The organism is Frankia sp. Cppng1_Ct_nod, assembly GCF_920656135.1.
GTDB classification, from domain to species: domain Bacteria; phylum Actinomycetota; class Actinomycetes; order Frankiales; family Frankiaceae; genus Protofrankia; species Protofrankia meridionalis.
Genome location: NZ_CAKKTK010000002.1, coordinates 60,616 through 77,093, shown reverse-complemented (window position 1 = coordinate 77,093; position 16,478 = coordinate 60,616). Strand labels below are relative to the sequence as shown.

General features: G+C 67.3%; 15 protein-coding genes. 4 read left to right on the top strand and 11 right to left on the bottom strand.

The genetic code is table 11. The features are described from left to right. Positions 1 to 76: 76 nt before the first annotated feature. From pruA to NBW77_RS01105, 6 genes are all read right to left on the bottom strand, one after another. Entirely contained in the window at positions 77 to 1,717 is a 1,641-nt protein-coding gene (gene pruA, locus NBW77_RS01130) for an L-glutamate gamma-semialdehyde dehydrogenase (RefSeq protein ID WP_242605642.1), read from the bottom strand. Positions 1,718 to 1,725: 8 nt separating this feature from the next. Then, positions 1,726 to 2,208 (bottom strand): DUF6912 family protein, encoded by a 483-nt coding sequence (locus NBW77_RS01125; protein ID WP_250279157.1) that lies wholly within the window; start codon positions 2,206 to 2,208, stop codon positions 1,726 to 1,728. Positions 2,209 to 2,328: 120 nt separating this feature from the next. Beyond that, complete coding sequence (locus NBW77_RS01120; protein WP_250279156.1) at positions 2,329 to 3,300, bottom strand: patatin-like phospholipase family protein; 972 nt, start codon at positions 3,298 to 3,300, stop codon at positions 2,329 to 2,331. Positions 3,301 to 3,445: 145 nt separating this feature from the next. Beyond that, the gene (locus tag NBW77_RS01115; RefSeq protein WP_131745740.1) at positions 3,446 to 3,964 is read right to left on the bottom strand and encodes a transcriptional regulator; all 519 of its coding nucleotides are present in this window, start codon (positions 3,962 to 3,964) and stop codon (positions 3,446 to 3,448) included. Positions 3,965 to 4,536: 572 nt separating this feature from the next. After that, positions 4,537 to 5,850 (bottom strand): CpaE/TadZ family protein, encoded by a 1,314-nt coding sequence (locus tag NBW77_RS01110; protein ID WP_131745739.1) that lies wholly within the window; start codon positions 5,848 to 5,850, stop codon positions 4,537 to 4,539. Next, a complete protein-coding gene (locus tag NBW77_RS01105; RefSeq protein WP_131745738.1) occupies positions 5,847 to 6,623 on the bottom strand; it encodes an SAF domain-containing protein in 777 nt (258 codons plus the stop codon). Before NBW77_RS01105 ends, NBW77_RS01110 begins: the two co-directional genes overlap by 4 nt. 355 nt (positions 6,624 to 6,978) lie before the next feature. On the opposite strand from NBW77_RS01105, the gene NBW77_RS01100 reads away from it, so the two are divergent. Continuing rightward, a complete protein-coding gene (locus tag NBW77_RS01100) occupies positions 6,979 to 7,230 on the top strand; it encodes a helix-turn-helix domain-containing protein (protein WP_131745737.1) in 252 nt (83 codons plus the stop codon). A 57-nt stretch (positions 7,231 to 7,287) separates the two neighbouring features. Here NBW77_RS01100 and NBW77_RS01095 read toward each other — a convergent pair whose 3' ends face one another. Beyond that, on the bottom strand, positions 7,288 to 7,860 hold the full coding sequence (locus NBW77_RS01095) for a hypothetical protein (RefSeq protein ID WP_131745736.1): 573 nt from the start codon (positions 7,858 to 7,860) through the stop codon (positions 7,288 to 7,290). Between the two features lie 291 nt (positions 7,861 to 8,151). Here NBW77_RS01095 and NBW77_RS01090 point away from each other — a divergent pair, with 291 nt between their 5' ends. Both NBW77_RS01090 and NBW77_RS01085 read left to right on the top strand, forming a co-directional pair. Further along, entirely contained in the window at positions 8,152 to 9,318 is a 1,167-nt protein-coding gene (locus tag NBW77_RS01090) for a LysM peptidoglycan-binding domain-containing protein (protein WP_250279155.1), read from the top strand. 33 nt (positions 9,319 to 9,351) lie between these two features. Next, positions 9,352 to 9,927, top strand: coding sequence for an Rv3235 family protein (locus NBW77_RS01085; RefSeq protein WP_131745695.1), 576 nt, complete (start codon positions 9,352 to 9,354; stop codon positions 9,925 to 9,927). A gap of 102 nt (positions 9,928 to 10,029) precedes the next feature. Here NBW77_RS01085 and secA read toward each other — a convergent pair whose 3' ends face one another. Then, entirely contained in the window at positions 10,030 to 12,978 is a 2,949-nt protein-coding gene (gene secA / locus NBW77_RS01080) for a preprotein translocase subunit SecA (protein ID WP_131745694.1), read from the bottom strand. A 212-nt stretch (positions 12,979 to 13,190) separates the two neighbouring features. On the opposite strand from secA, the gene NBW77_RS01075 reads away from it, so the two are divergent. Further along, positions 13,191 to 13,772 carry a GNAT family N-acetyltransferase gene (locus NBW77_RS01075; RefSeq protein ID WP_349816937.1) on the top strand — a complete coding sequence of 194 codons (582 nt, stop codon included), beginning with the start codon at positions 13,191 to 13,193 and terminating at the stop codon, positions 13,770 to 13,772. 75 nt (positions 13,773 to 13,847) lie between these two features. On the opposite strand, the gene NBW77_RS01070 is transcribed toward NBW77_RS01075, so the two are convergent. From NBW77_RS01070 to NBW77_RS01060, 3 genes are all read right to left on the bottom strand, one after another. Further along, positions 13,848 to 14,561, bottom strand: a complete 714-nt coding sequence (locus NBW77_RS01070; protein ID WP_131745693.1) for a response regulator — start codon at positions 14,559 to 14,561, stop codon at positions 13,848 to 13,850. A 123-nt stretch (positions 14,562 to 14,684) separates the two neighbouring features. Continuing rightward, on the bottom strand, positions 14,685 to 15,437 hold the full coding sequence (gene hpf, locus NBW77_RS01065; protein WP_131745692.1) for a ribosome hibernation-promoting factor, HPF/YfiA family: 753 nt from the start codon (positions 15,435 to 15,437) through the stop codon (positions 14,685 to 14,687). 187 nt (positions 15,438 to 15,624) lie between these two features. Beyond that, positions 15,625 to 16,461 carry a ComF family protein gene (locus NBW77_RS01060; protein WP_250279153.1) on the bottom strand — a complete coding sequence of 279 codons (837 nt, stop codon included), beginning with the start codon at positions 16,459 to 16,461 and terminating at the stop codon, positions 15,625 to 15,627. Between the last annotated feature and the right edge of the window lie 17 nt (positions 16,462 to 16,478).

Genomic DNA, 16,478 nt, shown 5'->3' with positions numbered 1-16,478 from the left:
TCGGACAACCAACCGTCAACCAGTGTGGTCCGGGCGTGGCCCGGGTCGGGCCTTCGGACCCCATTTCAAGATCTTCTCAACTCATGTGCGGGTAGGCGACCCGACGCGGTGGGTCGAAAGTCTCCTTGAGTGCCCGTGGGGAGACCCATCGCAGCAGATTCAGCACGGAACCGGCCTTGTCATTGGTACCGCTCGCGCGCGAGCCGCCAAACGGCTGCTGACCCACCACCGCGCCGGTCGGTTTGTCGTTGACGTAGAAGTTTCCAGCGCTGTAACGCAACGCCGCCATGGCCGCCGCGAGCGCTCCGCGGTCACGGCCGAAAACCGCACCGGTCAGCGCGTAGGGCGCGACATCGGAGAGATCCCGCAATACCGTCGTGAACCCATCCGGACCGGGGCCTGTCGGCCGGTCGTCGTAGACATGCACAGCAAGGAGCGGTCCGAAGTACTCGGTGCGGAACACCTCGTGCGTCGGGTCCGCGCACACCACCACGGTGGGCTCCACGAAGAACCCGACCCGGTCGTCGGTCGCACCGCCGACGAGAACCGACACATCCGTGTCCGCCCGCAGCCGTGCCAGCAGGGCCGACAGCCGGTCGAACGCCCGCCGGTCGATCACCGCGCCGCCGAACAGACTCAGGTCCGCCACGTCGCCGTAAGTCACAGCCGCCGTCTCGGCGACCAGCCGGTCCCGCAGCCCGGCCCGCCACATCGACGCGGGCAGGTAGGCGCGCGACGCCGCCGAGCACTTCTGCCCCTGGTACTCGAACGCACCACGGACCAGCGCGACCACGACGGCATCCGGATCGGCACTGGGATGGGCCACGACAAAGTCCTTCCCGCCCGTCTCACCGACCAGCCGCGGGTAGTTGCGATAGCCGTCGATGCCCTCTGCGATCTTTCGCCACATCCCACGAAACGTCGCGGTGGACCCGGTGAAGTGCACCCCCGCGAGATCACGATGCGGCAGCGCGACCGCGGAGACCGCCGCGCCGTCCCCGGTGACCATATTGATCACTCCGGGCGGCAGGCCGGCCGCGGCCAGCAGCGACATGGTGTGGTGAGCGGCAAGCTGCTGGGTCGGGCTGGGCTTCCAGACCACCGTGTTACCCATGATCGCCGGAGCGGTCGGCAGGTTTGCCGCGATCGAGGTGAAGTTGAACGGCGTCACCGCGAGGACGAACCCCTCCAACGGGCGGTAGTCCAACCGGTTCCACGTACCGGCGGACGACAGCGGCTGCCCGGCTGCGATCCCACGGGCGAACGCGACGTTGAAACGCCAGAAGTCGATCAGTTCACAGGCCGCGTCGATCTCCGCCTGGAAGCAGCTCTTGCTCTGCCCGAGCATGGTCGCGGCGTTGAGGGTGTCCCGCCACGGCCCCGCAAGCAGCTCGGCTGCCCGCAGGAACACCGCGGCCCGGTCGTCGGGGTCGAGCGCCCGCCAACCCGGCCCGGCCGCCAGGGCCGCCTCGACCGCGTCGGCGACATCGCGCGGCGCACCGGCCCGTCCGGTGCCCAGCACCAGTGCGTGCCGGTGCGGGGCAACCACCTCGAACGGCTCACCCGCGCCCGGCCGGGACTCCCCGGCGATGGTCAGCCCGAACTCGGCGTGTTCCCCGGCCATCCCGGTCACGGCGGCCTGCAGGCGGTCCCGCTCCGGGCTGCCCGGCGCATAGTCACGGATCGGCTCGTTGACAGGCTCCGGAACGACGGTCACGGCATCCACTAGAAAAGATCCCCCAGTTCCTGGGTGGCATACCAGAGGAGCTCGTACCCGTCAGCCGTGTCCACCAGGAAGGCCGCGTCATCACCGCCGAGATCCGCCTCCACCACGGCGGCCGCGGCCGCGGCAACAACCACCTGCGCGTCGGCGCTGTCCGCGTGAACAGCCCGCAACGCCGACATCGGCACCGATATGGTCACCTCGACAACCCCCCGATCAAGGTCATCGCGAATCCGCACGTCGCGTTCGTCGACGTCCACCGCGAACACCACCCGCCGCCGGGGCGCGTCCTGGTCGACGTCGAGCAGCCGCAGGCTCGCCCTGGCCGCGGCGAGAAGCGACGCGTACTCCATGTCCTCGGTATCCGAATGGGCATACCACTCCCGAAGCGCCGGGGTTACCGCGAAGCCGAGCCCACCGGGCACTGTCCGCTCTTCCAGGACGACCCGTGCGGCCGGCAACGTCGACGGCAGGTATATGCGCACACTGCCAGTGTGCCGTGAGCCACCCGACGCCCGGTCGGCGGTGGTGTTGCGTCGTCCTGCCGGAAGGTGGTTGCCGGGCGGCACCGGCGGCGGTCCACGGTCGACCGGCGCCGTCCACGGTCAACCGGCTGCGGCGAGGCGGCCCTCGGCAGCGGTTGCCAGTGCGGTCGCACTGGTCCGCAACGAGGTCTCGAAGACCTGTCTGCGACGGGTGAGATCCATCACGTTGCCACCGATGACCTCCAGATCACGCGGACCCGGACAGATCACCGTCACCCGCGTGCCGGCGGACCGCAGCAACTCGGCCTCCCGTACCACCACCCGCGTCGCCACCCGCCGCATCCGGCGTTCGATCCGGGCCAGCGCACCCCGCGGCTGGTCGAACGCGAAGGAACAGGCAGGCGCGAGCACCAGGACCTCGTCGAGCCCGACACCCGCCAGAAGGTCCGCAGAAGCCGGCGACCGAGTCCCGCCGTCCACATAGGCCCGTCCGTCGATCATGACAGGGGCATACCAGGACGGGATGGCGCACGACGCCATGACCGCGTCGGCGATCGACGCCTCGGGCGCGCCGGGCGCGCCGAACACGACCCGGGTCCCGGTGTCGTAGTCCATCGCGACGATCCACAGCGGTACGGGAGTCGGCCAGGTGGTCGTGCTGGAACCCGCCGCGGCCACGAGGTCACCGACCGCGGCCAGCGTGCCACGCCCCTGCGGGAGCAGGGAGACCAGGGCCACCAGCGGAGTCACACTGCGCGGGTGGCGCGCCGAGGTGACGAGCAGACGGCGGGAGCCGATCCGCATCCGCGGCCTCGGTGGCAGCGCGGAACCGAGCCGGGTGTAGTCGAGGACCGGATCGTTGAAGAGAGGTCGACCGTACTCGGAGTTGACCATTGTCCCGACATCTGTACCGACGCCGATCAGAGCAGCTATCACCGAACCGGCGGAGGTACCGACGACCATGTCCATGTCACGGACGTCCATACCGGTTGTTTCCTCGTAGGCTCGCAAAGCCCCGATCATCCACGCCGACCCGAGCACGCCGCCGGCGCCCAGCACCAGTCCGCGACGGGGCGCCCGTCTGCCAGCCATCAGCCACCTCCCGCTGTGGGTCCGTCTCGCAGTTGCACGCCCTGCGCCGCCGTCCGTCTGCCGTCCGTCTGCCGTCCGTAGTCGTCAGTGGTCGCCGGCGCCATCCCGCCAGTGCGGATGCCACCCCGCCCGGCGTACCGAAGGGCTACTCGGAGACCTCCTTCTCGCCTTCATCTTCACCTTCACCTTCGCCGAAGCTCGTCTCAAGCACACCCCATCCACGCAGCCGCTCGGAGAACTCCTGCGGGGTGGTGTCGTGGAGAAGGGCCAACGCCCGCAGGTCACCATCGCGGATGGACAGGACATGCCCGGCGTAGTCGTCTCGCTGGCGCTGTATCTGCGCCACCCAACGTCGTACCAGTGCGGAGGAGTCAGGTGGCGCTTCTCCGAGCCTCTTGAGGTTGAGGACGGTACGCGGCCGGCGCTCACGCGGCGGCAGCGCCTCCTCGTCCGGCAGAAGCGCTGAGACCGGAACCCCGTAGAAAGCCGCGAGTTCCGACAGTTGATGAACGCTGATCATCCGGTCGCCGCGCTCGTAGGAGCCGACCGCTGCGGTCTTCCACCGCCCCCGGGATTTCTGCTCCACCCCTTGCAACGACATTCCTTGTTGGATCCGTATGGCCCGTAGACGGGCGCCCACGGCCTTGGCGTACTCCCGGCTCACCCGGTACACCCCCCGTCGCTTCGAACGAGCACTTGGTGATCATTAATTGCTCCCACCACTGCGGTGACGCAGGTGCTCATACTAACCGAATGTTATCAAAACAAGGTAGTTATCGCTTTCTGCACCAAAGGCGACCTCCGTACCGTGACCGTCTCTTTCCGAGAAAGGTCCTCACGTTGGCTGGGCTCGAAGCGCCCACCCCGACACGCGCACCCCACTTCGAACAGCGAGATGATTGCCAAGTGCTAGGTTCGTCGTACGATCAGTCACCCAGACAGACTGCCCCGGAACCGCGGTCCGTAACCGTTCCTCGCGACGGCGAAAGGAGGATTCCAACATAAAACCGACATCTACGGTCCACGTCCGACCGTCTTCACCGGCGGCACTTCGCACAACCGGAACGCAAGAACGGAACAAACAACAAACCAGGGGATCCGCCCCTCGCCGGGGCCATCCCCGCAGACTGTCGTGACCGACCGGGCACGCCTGTGCGCGCCGGTAGCCACCGTCCCGGTCGACATACACCGGTTGATACATCTCGGTCAAAATCGACCGACGTGATTCTGGTCAGTTCAACGGCGGGCCGACGAACGTCGCCGACGCCCGCGGACCGGACGCCCAGCCACCCGCGCCGCGAGTTCGCTGATTGCCAGCCGGGCAGGCGACTGCGGAGCAACGTCACGTAGCAGTTGACCGACAGCCTGCGCGGTGTCCATCGCCGCGACATCCAGCGGTACCAGGGCCACCGGCTCCGCCCCGACATGGCGCACCATCGACCGGGCGACCTCACGGCGAGCGTCTCCCCCGACCGCGGACGCGCGGAGCCGGTTCACGACGATCCACGGATTCGTACCAGGCACGGCATCGCGCAGTTCGGACAGGGCTCGAACGAACCGCACGAGCCCGACCGGCTCGGCCGACGCCACTGCCAGCACGGTGTCAGCCGTGCCGAGCACCGTCTGGGTCACCCCGTTGCGACGCGGCGCGGTCGTGTCGAACGACAGCTCCTCGTCCATCTCCAGGCAGAACCCACAGTCCACCACGACGAAACTGGCAAGCTGGCGGGCCAGCGCCAGCACAACCTCGACGGACGCCGGACGAAGCTCCGGCCACCGCGACGGACGGGCGATCCCCGGCAGGACCCGCAACCCCCCGCCGAGATCCCGGCACAGCACCGCCAGGCGGGGGATATCGAGGGTCCCCTGGTTCGCCGCCCGGGCCGCGGCGGCAAGCCCGGGGGCCTCCTCCAGCAGGCCCACCAGCTGCCCCACCGATCCGCCGTAGACATCGGCGTCGATCAACAGCGTCGACATGCCCATGCCGGCCAACTCCGCGGCCAGGCCCAACGCCACCGTGGTGCGCCCAGGCGCGCCGGTCGGGCCCCAGACCGCGATCACCCGACCGTCCCCGAGCTCCGAAAGATCGACGGATGCCGACTGGGGAACCACCGGCGCCAATGCGGCGAAGCCGGCCATCGGCTCTCCGTACGCACCGGCGGGCAGCGCCGCGGGTCCTCGGTCGGACAGCGCCCGAACCGCCTCCACCACCGCGGCCGCCACCACCTCGGCGGTCGAGTCAGTCGCGATCACCGCGACGACGCCGAGCTGGCGCAGCCGCCGCTCACCGTCCTCGTCCCCCGGCACGATCAGCCCAATGGCCGCGACTCCCGCAGCCGCGAGCCGGGTGAACGCTTCCCGGTCCAGTCGACGCAGGTCCGCCGACAACAGGGCGGCCCGCGCCGCGCCCGTCGTCGCGGCGGCCAGCAGATCGGGCAGATCCACGCATCGGCGGACGACCGTCACCCCGAGATCGCGGCGGTCGAACGCGGTCACCAACCCGGACTCGACGACCGAGTTCGTGACCGCGGTCAGGATCGGCAGGTTCATTGCCCGAATCCCGGGACAGCCGTCGGGCCCACCCCGCCCACCTCGCCGCGGGAACCGCGCTCGAGTTTGACGACGTCCACGCGCTCGCTCTGGGAAGCAGCCACCGCATTGATTGCAGAATCCACCGGCACCCGTAGCGTCAGGGATCGAGCGCCCCCCGTAAGAACTTCACGCGAGATGAACTCGACGTCGTGCAGCACAAGCACCTCCGCACCGCTGCCGGCCGAGGCGGCCTGCGCCGTCTGAACGGACTGGCCTGCCGACTGCGCCGAATTCGCGGACACAACGGCCGACCGCTGGTACACGAAGACATCCACATGATCACCCGGAGAAAGCGGAGGCACCCGGCCGTCTTTGACAACCACCGGAACCAGCCGGGTCGCGGCGACTCCGTCCCGCACGAAGTCCGCGCCGCTGACCAGCTCGCCGGCCGAAACCGGGCGCGCGAGCATTGCTCCGACCATCTCCGAACTCCGCTCACCCGGGTAGTAGCGAGCAGCGGTGTCGGAACCCAGATGCGCCGAGGCCGTGGTGAGATCCGCCGCCACCACGACATGACCGGCCGGTAGATCTGCCTGCGCCACCACCCAGGCTCGGGTTCTGTCGGCAGTGGCGAACAGCCTGGCACCCGCCACGACCGACACCAGCACCAGCAGGACACCGATCAGGAGCCGCGAGTCCCGCCAACGCCGGCGGGTCAACCGGCGGGCAGGTGGCGACGGTGGCACCACCGGTTTCGGCGAAGGCGCCAGGGCGGGCGTGAGGTCGGGCACCCGGACCTCCAGGTGGCTAGGGTCCCGTCCGGCCGCCGGGCAACACGAAAACACCGGAACCGGCAGATCGCTCTGCAATTCTGCCGTACCCCCGTGGTCGCACTGCCGTTGGCCGGTCAGGAACTACTGGTGGGCGGACTACGGATGCGACGGTAGACCCGGTGACGGACATATCCGATGCGCACCCCGATCGCCGAGAGTACGTGGTCCACGACAACGGCCGCGGATGGGCCCCGACTACCGAACCAGGCGAACCGCGGCTGTTATCCACAAGTAGAGGCATTCACAGGCGATTCGCCCCTCGGAGTCTGATACACAGGAGACACGACCCATCCATCGCCAGAGAGACATGCCGATGAACGAGCGCTTCCTTCAACTCAGCGATGTGGCAGAGATCCTCAACATCTCGTCGAGCCAGACATACGCGCTGGTCCGCTCGGGCGAACTCCCCGCGATCAAGATCGGCGGCCGGGGGCAGTGGCGGGTGGAACGCACCGAGCTTGAGGCGTACATCCAGCGGGCATACGAGCAGACCCGCGCGTTCGTGGTCGCCAACCCGCTGGGGAGAGGCGACGCACTCCTCGACGAGAACCGACTGTCGGGATGAACCGACTGCCTCTCGACGAGAACCGACCGCGAGGGGCCTCCGGTCCAAAGGCCGATCTCACGCTGTTCGGCGGACGAACCCGATCGCAGCCAGCGGAACCGTCCGCACAGCGCGCACCGAACGCGCCCTGCGGAACTCGTCATCAGGATGTTCGGCCACCTCACAGAAATCCGCTCCGACCCGGTCGATGGTGCCCGTCACGGCTGTGCCGTCAACAACCACGACCGAGCAGAGCGAACGGTCCCGTACGACCCCTCGCAGGGCGTACCGCAGGTCCAGCTTGGCCGCCAGCGGACCTTCATGACCGGGCTGGGCGGAGGCCGCCGCCAGACCGTGCACCCATAACACGGAACGCAGCGGTAGTAATACTTCCTGTGCCGTCGATTCCTGGAGAAGCAGCCAGTCCATCCCCAGTGCCACGAGCCGACCGCCGAGGACGGCACCGCCGTCCCGCCCGCCCGCCAGAACACCCAACCGCAGCCATGTTCCGATCGCTGGGCGCAGGCGGTCGATCAGGCGCAGGTAGCCGACCTCCCGCCGGCTTCTATCCACGAGCTCGGCGTCGAGGTCGGCCGCCTCAGCCGCCTCCCACTGCATCTCAAGATCGGCAAACAGGGCCTCCCAGCGCAACCCACACCCCCATCAATCCCAACACCAATAGTGGTCGGACCGTCCGGCTGGTCGGGGCCGTCCGGCTGATCGGGCGCTACCAACCGCCACCATCACCGACGACCTCCACCTGCCCACATGGTCGCGCACCGGGCGGGGACCTCGAGTGCGGGTACGACCTCGTCCTGGAATCAGGAGCAAGGCCGGGTAAACCACCCAAGCCGGGTTGACACGTATTCGTCAGACGACTACACAAGCAAACATAGTCAAACAACCTGTTTCATAATCGTCCATCGGGTTTGGGGGTAGCCAGTGTCAGCCGTCCGGCGCCTACTGGCCGCCCTTACGGGAAGCATCACCACCACGGCACTGGCGATCTTCATGATCGCCGCAGGCCCCCGGCGGACCGATTTCCCGCCCGACATCTCAGCGCTACCCAGTTGGATCAACGCCGACCCCGAACACGCGCTCACGAGCGTCGTCGGCCTGGCCGCCTGGGCATGCCTGCTGTGGCTGTGCCTGGGATTTCTCCTGGGCGCGCTGGCGACGCTGCCAGGAGTGGGCGGCCAGATGGCCGCACTCGTAGCTCGCCGCATCCTTCCCAGGACACTGCGACACATTATCGAGATCACTCTCGGGGTAACCCTCGCCGCGGGGACCGCCGTGCCGGCATTGGCGGCAAGCCCCACAGCAGGTACCGGAACGACCGGCGCCGTCACGGCGTCCGCGACCGCATGGCCCGACATCGACATCCAGACGACACCGACCACCCTCACCGCGACACAAGCAGCCCCAACCCCTCAGCTCACACCAGCCAGCCTCTCGTCCAATAACCCTGACCAGCCCCCGGCCACCCAGGCGCGAACCGGTATCCGTTGGCCAGACCTTGACCCGCACGACCTTGACCCGCGCGACATCCGCCCCGTAGCCGCGGCACCCGCGAGCACCCCAGGTCCGTCCAAACAGACAGATCCGGCCACCTTTTTGGACATCCGTGCCGTCGCGCTTGATCCCACCCCCACGACCGCTACGGACTTGTCCCCACAGCCGGCCAGATCCTCCGACCGGCCCACCGATTCAAGCCCGACCCCCACGTTCACCCCCACGCCCGCCCCTGCCCCCGGCGCATCGGCCGGCGCCCAGACGCCCTGGCCCGACCTGGACCCTCACGACACCCCACCGCGTGATCTCCCGCAACCTGATCCACTGGTGGCACCAGGGTCGCTCGGAATCGGTAAATCCGGCCGGTTACCGGCCGTACCGTCCGACACCGGTGTCCTGAACAGCTCCGAGGTTGTCGTACTGCGTGGCGACAACCTCTGGGCGATCGCCGCCCGGCATCTCCCCCCTGGCGCGACCGCCGCGCAAATCGCGCAGGAATGGCCACGGTGGTGGGCCGCCAACGAGCATGTGATCGGCCCTGACCCCGACAAGATCCTGCCCGGTCAGCGGCTCCAGCCGCCCCGCCCCGGGCCCTGACCCCGCCCTCCCCGTCGACTGGAGAAAAGCGCCGTGACCGCCGTTGCCTCCGCCCGTCCAGGCTCCACCCGCGTGCGTCACCTTTACCAGATACCGAACACGCCAACCGAACCTCCGTACGACGACGAGCCGCAGGCGGGAACCTGGGCCGCCCGCCCACCGGTCGACCGGGACCCGGCGCCCATCGTCCTTGCGCTGCCTGACAGCGACCTGGGTGATCTCCGGCAACGCGTCACCAGGGACGTTCCGGCGCAGCCCCGATCCGGCCCCCGGACCGCCGGCACCCGGGACAACCGTTCCGCCCCCTCCGCCCGCGCCGTGGCCACGGTCGTCGTCCGCGCAATGGTGGAGGCCATGACGGGAATCCGGCCCGCGGCGCACCTTGCCGCCTGGACCACTCCGCACGTCCAGGCAGACCTTGAACGCCTTGCAGCCGACAACGTGCGCCAACGCCGCTACACCCTGCGCTGCGTGCGAGTGTGCGAGCCTCGCGATGGGATCGCGGAGGTTGCCGCGGTGATCGCCTGCGGCGAACGGGCGTGTGCCCTCGCGCTGCGTATGGAGACGTCCGACGGCCGCTGGCGGGTCACGGCACTACAGACCGGCTGACTCCCCCGAGATCCCGACCGTCGGAACCTCATGAGTGCCGCCACACCCCCGACCCACAGTAGGACCGAGCCCGGCCAGCCGCGGACGCGAGATGCGGACCCGTCAGGCTGTGCTGCGGTGCGAGGGATCTCCGTGGCAACGCTTGTACTTTCGACCGGAACCACACGGGCATGGAGCATTACGGGCGGTACGACCAGTGCCCGCACTCGTCACCGATTCCCCGTCTCCGACACCGAGTACGTCCCCGGACGAGCGGGTCGTTACCGTTTCGGACCCGCCGTCCACGGACGGCGCGGTGTAACGGAGATCGCCGGTTGGACGACGCGGCTCCAGGCCTTTGACGAACACCGGCGGGGGCGTGGGCACCACTGGTCGGCCAGGAACATCCGCGGAGGCGGCTACGGCCGAAGGAGCCGGGGCGCTGGCGCCGGCCGTCGCGGCGCGCACGGCCGCGACGAGACCGGCCTCGCCCGCTGCCTGCGCCGCGCGGTCCGCGGGCACGATCTCCGTACCGGCAGCGGTGCCCACAGCCTCGGGGGTGGTGGAGTCAGCGGAAGGAACCTGCACCTCGGCGTTGAACAGGAGTCTGACCGACTCCTCCTTAATGCCCTCCATCATGGTCTGGAACATGTCGTAGCCCTCCCGCTGGTATTCGACCAGCGGATCACGCTGCCCCATGGCCCGCAGGCCGATACCCTCCTGCAGGTAGTCCATCTCATAGAGATGCTCGCGCCATTTTCGGTCCAGCACCGCCAGCACGACCCGGCGCTCCAGCTCCCGCATGAGCGGTTCACCATCCGGGCCGACGCCCAGTTCATCCTCACGCTGGTCGTACGCCTCGTGCGCGTCGGCCTGCATATCCTCAATCAGCGTTTCGGTCGTCAGTCCCTCACGCTCATCCTGCGACGGAACCTCCACACCCACCCGATAAAGCTCGCCGAGACCGGACCACAGGGTGTCGAGGTCCCATTCCTCGGGATAGCCCTCCGCGGTCGCGCCACGGACGTAGCCCTCCACCGTGTCATCAATGAAATGACGTACCTGCTCATGCAGGTCCGCACCCTCGAGAACCTTGCGGCGCTCCTCGTAGATGACGGTACGCTGCTTGTTCATCACCTCGTCGTACTTCAGGACGTTCTTCCGGATCTCGAAGTTCTGGCCTTCGACCTGTGTCTGCGCGGACCGGATCGCACGGGTAACGATCTTCGACTCGATCGGCACGTCCTCGGGAATGTTGAGGCGGTCCATGATGCCCTCGACCGCCGCGGCGTTGAACAGCCGCATGAGATCGTCACCGAGCGACAGGTAGAACCGGGACTCACCACGGTCGCCCTGCCGGCCAGCTCGTCCACGTAGCTGGTTGTCAATACGGCGGGACTCGTGACGCTCGGTACCGAGAACGTACAGACCGCCGAAGGCCACGACGTCCTCGTGCTCGGCTGCAACCGATGCACGGGCCTTTTCCAGCGCCTCCAGCCAGGCCGCCTCGTAGTCCTCCGGGGTTTCAATAGGACTGAGGCCACGCTGACGCAACTCGGCCTGAGCGAGAAACTCCGGATTGCCACCGAGCATGATGTCGGTACCGCGTCCGGCCATGTTGGTCGCCACAGTCACGGCGCCCTTGCGCCCCGCCTCGGCGATGATCGACGCTTCCCGCTCATGGTGTTTGGCGTTCAGCACCTCGTGCTTCACGCCTCGCTTGGTCAGCTGCTTGGACAGGTACTCCGACTTCGCCACGCTGGTCGTTCCGACAAGAACAGGCTGGCCCTTGTTGTTACGTTCAGCAATGTCATCGACGACCGCGTTGAACTTGGCGACCTCGGTCTTGTAGACGACGTCGGGCTGGTCGGCCCGAACCATCTCCTTGTTCGTGGGAATCGGCACCACACCGAGGACGTAGATCTGGTGGAACTCGGCCGCCTCCGTCATCGCGGTACCGGTCATTCCGGACAGCTTGTCGTAGAGACGGAAGTAGTTCTGCAGAGTGATCGTGGCCAGGGTCTGGTTCTCCTGCTTGATCTCGACCTTCTCCTTGGCCTCGATCGCCTGGTGCATTCCCTCGCTGTAGCGTCTTCCGTGCAGCACCCGACCGGTAAACTCGTCAACGATGAGAACCTCGCCGTCCGTGACAATGTAGTCCTTGTCCCGACGGTAGAGCTCCTTGGCCTTCAGCGCGTTGTTGAGATAGCCGACGAGCGGCGTGTTCACTGATTCGTAGAGGTTCTCGATGCCGAGCTGGTCCTCGATCTTCGCCACCCCGGACTCGGCGATGGCGACCGTCCGCTTACCCTCTTCGACCTCGTAATCGGTGTCCTTCACAAGCATCGGCGCGAGACGCGCGAACTCGGTGTACCAACGGGTCGGGTTGTCGGCCGGGCCGCTGATGATCAACGGCGTACGGGCCTCGTCGACCAGAATCGAGTCGACTTCGTCGACAACGGCGAAGTTATGCCCGCGCTGTACGAGCTCCTCGCCGCTCCACGACATGTTGTCCCGCAGGTAGTCGAAGCCGAACTCATTGTTGGTGCCATAGGTGATGTCAGCCTCGTACTGCTGACGGCGGACGGCCGGTGACATCTGCGGGTGAATGACACCGACCGTCAGGCCCAGGAAACGGTGCACCCGACCCATGTTCTCCGCGTCACGTTGCGCCAGGTAGTCATTGACCGTGACGATGTGGACGCCCTTGCGGGACAACGCGTTCAGGTACGCAGGCAGCGTCGAGACGAGGGTTTTACCCTCACCGGTTTTCATCTCGGCGATGTTGCCCAGGTGCAACGCCGCCCCACCCATGATCTGGACGTCGAAGTGCCGTTGCCCGAGGGTACGCCGGGCCGCTTCGCGTACCGCCGCGAACGCTTCGGGGAGGAGCTCGTCGAGGGTTTCCTCGCCTCCGTCGAGCCGCTGGCGGAACTCGTCGGTCATCGAGCGCAACTCTGCGTCCGTGAGCCCGACGAAGTCCTCCTCGAGGAGGCTCACCTGCTCGGTGATCGCCTTGAGCTTGCGCAGAATGCGACCCTCACCGGCACGGAGGATCTTCTCGAGTACCACGGGTGAAACTCCTCGGGCGGTTTGTCGGCTGGGTCACCTACACAACAACACTAGCCCCCCGCGCTGATCGATCCACCCTGCGGCGGGCCGGACTTGCGCCAGGCGTCCTGGCCGGGTTGCATCGATCCCCTACGGATGCCGGGCTCTGCCCGGTTGTCGGACCCTGTCCACGACAACGTTCGAGACCCCCCGGCCGGTGCCCATACCCCCGGATGCGGGGGCCGACAGATCCATGGGCGATCCTGGCCAGCATGCCGAAACTGGAACCCGTGGAGATTACGGCGGGAAAGCTCCATCTACGGCCGTGGATCCCGGCTGACATCGATGAGATTCACGCCGCCTGTCAGGATCCGGACATCCAGCGGTGGACAAGGATGCCCACGCCCTATATGCAGGTCGACGCCACATCCTACGTCACCGAGTTCGCACCGCGGCAGTGGGAGCAGGGCCATGGTGCCCCGTTCGCCGTGCTGGACGCCACCTCGGGGTCGGTACTCGCCTCCGTGGCCCTGATGCGCGTGACCGATGACGGCTTGGCCGCGGTGGGTTACTGGTGCGCGCCGGGCGCGCGTGGCCAAGGGGTGGTGACGCAGGCGGTCGGCGTGGTGGGGCGCTGGGCGTTCCACACCTTGGGGATCGAACGGCTCGAATGGACGTCCGGCGTCGGCAACTGGGCCTCCCGCCGGGTAGCCGAGAAGAACGGGTTCACTATCGAAGGCACGCTGCGCCGAGGTCTCGTTCTGCACGGTACCCGCCTCGACTGCTGGATCGGCTCACTGCTGTCGGATGACTGACCGCGGTTCCGGGACACACCGACCTGATCACCGTCACTTTCCGGTGAGTCCCGGTGCCGCGTGCACCTGGGAACCTCAGGTGATCTCCAACAGTTTCTCCCGGACCGCGTAGACGACCGCCTCCATCCGCGAGTGCAGCTGGAGCTTCTCCAGGATGTTGCGGATGTGGTTCTTGACCGTGTTCTCACTGATGAACAGCTGCTTGGCGATGTCACGGTTGTTCAGTCCCTTGGCAACAAGCCGCAGGACCTCCATCTCACGCTCGGTGAGTCTGGGAGTGGGTAGCTGTGGCCGATCATCGGTCTTTTTGATCATGGATGCAAACTCGGTGAGAAGTTTCGACGCCATCGACGGGCTGATCAGACTCTGGCCGCCGTGCACCGCGCGGATGGCGGTCGCAACCTCGTCGATCGAGATCTCCTTGAGCAGGTACCCCATGGCACCCGCCTTGATCGCATCGTAGAGGTCCGCTTCCTCGTCGCTGATGGTCAGCATGACAATCTTCGCGCTGGGAACAGCCTGCTTGATCGCGCTGGTCGCGTCGATCCCACCGCGGCGCGGCATCCGAACGTCCATCAAGACGATGTCCGGTGCCATGTCCACCGCCATCGTGACGGCCTCAGAGCCGTCCGCGGCCTCCCCTACCACCTCGATGTCGTTCTCCTGTTCGAGAACCATCTGCAGACCACGCCGAAAGAGCGCATGGTCATCGACAACGAGCACCCGGATGGGATCCGTCGGCGACGGCGAGGACGACTCCTCCCCTGGTTGGCGCCCATCCCCCGTCATGTGACCTCCTTCACGTCGTGACCGCCTACGCCTCCGCCACCCCGTGCTGATGCATGGGGTGGCGGGGACGTGACTGAAGACGTCCACGGCAGATGGTCCCACGTCGGCTAGACCTGCATACGTTTACACCGTTGCGACCACACCACGAGCTTCGTCATAGACATCGCCGGAACCTGACTGATGGCGGTGAACCTCGACACCCGCACCGGGATGGTCATGCTCGCCTACTTCAAGCCGAATCACCCCGTAGTCGTAACCACACCGTCGGTAGACAACGCTCGGGAGACCCGTGCTCACGTCGCGGAAGAGATAGAAGTCGTGGCCGACCAACTCCATGTTCGACAGCGCGTCGTCGAGAGTCATCGGGGCGGCTCGATGGATCTTCTCACGGACAACCAGGGGCGAGAAGCCCGGATCACCGTAATCCGCGTCGCTTTCGGCAGTCTGGACGTCGGTACCACGGGTGGAGTCGGTAGGGCTGGAGGACGCAGCCCCGGCAGCACCCGGCAGGTTCGCCAGCGGATCGACCAGGGCACCCGGCAGATGCCCGAGGGAACCGCGCGCCGCCCCGTTGTGGCGGCTGCGCCGGTCAGCGGCACGCCGTAGCCGTTCGGCAAGCTTGGCCGCGGCCAGGTCGAGCGCGGCGTAGGGATCGGCGGCAGCTGCCTCGGCACGGATGACCGGACCCCGCGAGAACACGGTCAGCTCAACACGTTCGCGAACATGCGCCATGCGCGGGTTGTGCTCACGGGAAAGCTCCGCATCCACCCGGAACGCCTTATGATCAAACCTCTCCAACTTCGCGATCTTGGCTTCGGCATGCTTGCGGAACCTCTCCGGAACCGCTGTATGCCTTCCCTTGATGACGATGTCCACTCGCTTCACCTTCCTGTCGACCGGAGGTAGGTGATGACCAACCGATCCCCGTGGAAGCGGTCGGTCCGACCTGCCGATGTCGTGCTTTAGGGCGTATCCGCCTCGTTCCTTCCGCTCGGACCCCGAGCACCCAAGCCCACGCTTCGTTCCTCAGCTCCCACGGCGCGGGTACGTGGTGACGACAGTCTCACCCCTCCGGTACCCCGGTTGCAGGCAAACGGACACCTTCGGGCCGGTCATCTCCAGAAGGACCGCGGCGGGCCAACGTGGCCGCGGCGACCGCGGCGACCGATACCGGTACGCCGCCGGCGCGCAACGCTCTTGTGGCCTCGGACAGGGTCGCGCCGGTCGTCACGACATCGTCGATGACGACGAACAACGCCTTGGACGCCGAACGGCCATTCCACCTGCCGATCTCCTGCTCTGCCCTGGCGGGAGAAGAACCGTCGGGCGGTCGGACGCGGTGACGCACGACGAAGGCGGAGTCGAGATTGGCCGCGCGGTCCGCCGCGGAAAGACCCGCCTGGTCCGCCACCGGCCGGGCCGCCCGCAGCAGCGGCACTACCCGAGCAGGCACCCCGACCCGGCAAAGCGCTCGGGCGCTACCGTCGCCAAGCCTGCGCACATGGTCGAAGCCACGCTGCCGTAGGGCGGCACGCGTCGGTGGTACCGGCACAAGGATGACCGGACCGTCGTGCGTTGCCATGGATCGGGCCGCCGCCACCGCACGGGCGAGTGCCAGCGTCAGCGGCCTGACAACGTCGCGGCGGCCACCCTCCTTGAAGGCCAGGATGATCTGCCGACACGGACCGTCATAGACAGCGCCGGCGAGGCAGGATGGTGGTGGCCCCCGCCGCCCCGGTGTGGCCATCTGTCCCGGAGCGGCGAGGAATGCCGGCCGATCGACCGAGCCTGCGCAGGCCGCGCAGACCGCCGGCCCCGCACAACCACAACCGGCACAGTTGCGTGGTAAGAGAAGGTCCAGAAGAAGATCGAACGCGGCGGTGACGAACGTGTTGGGCATGTGTTGCATGCTCTCCC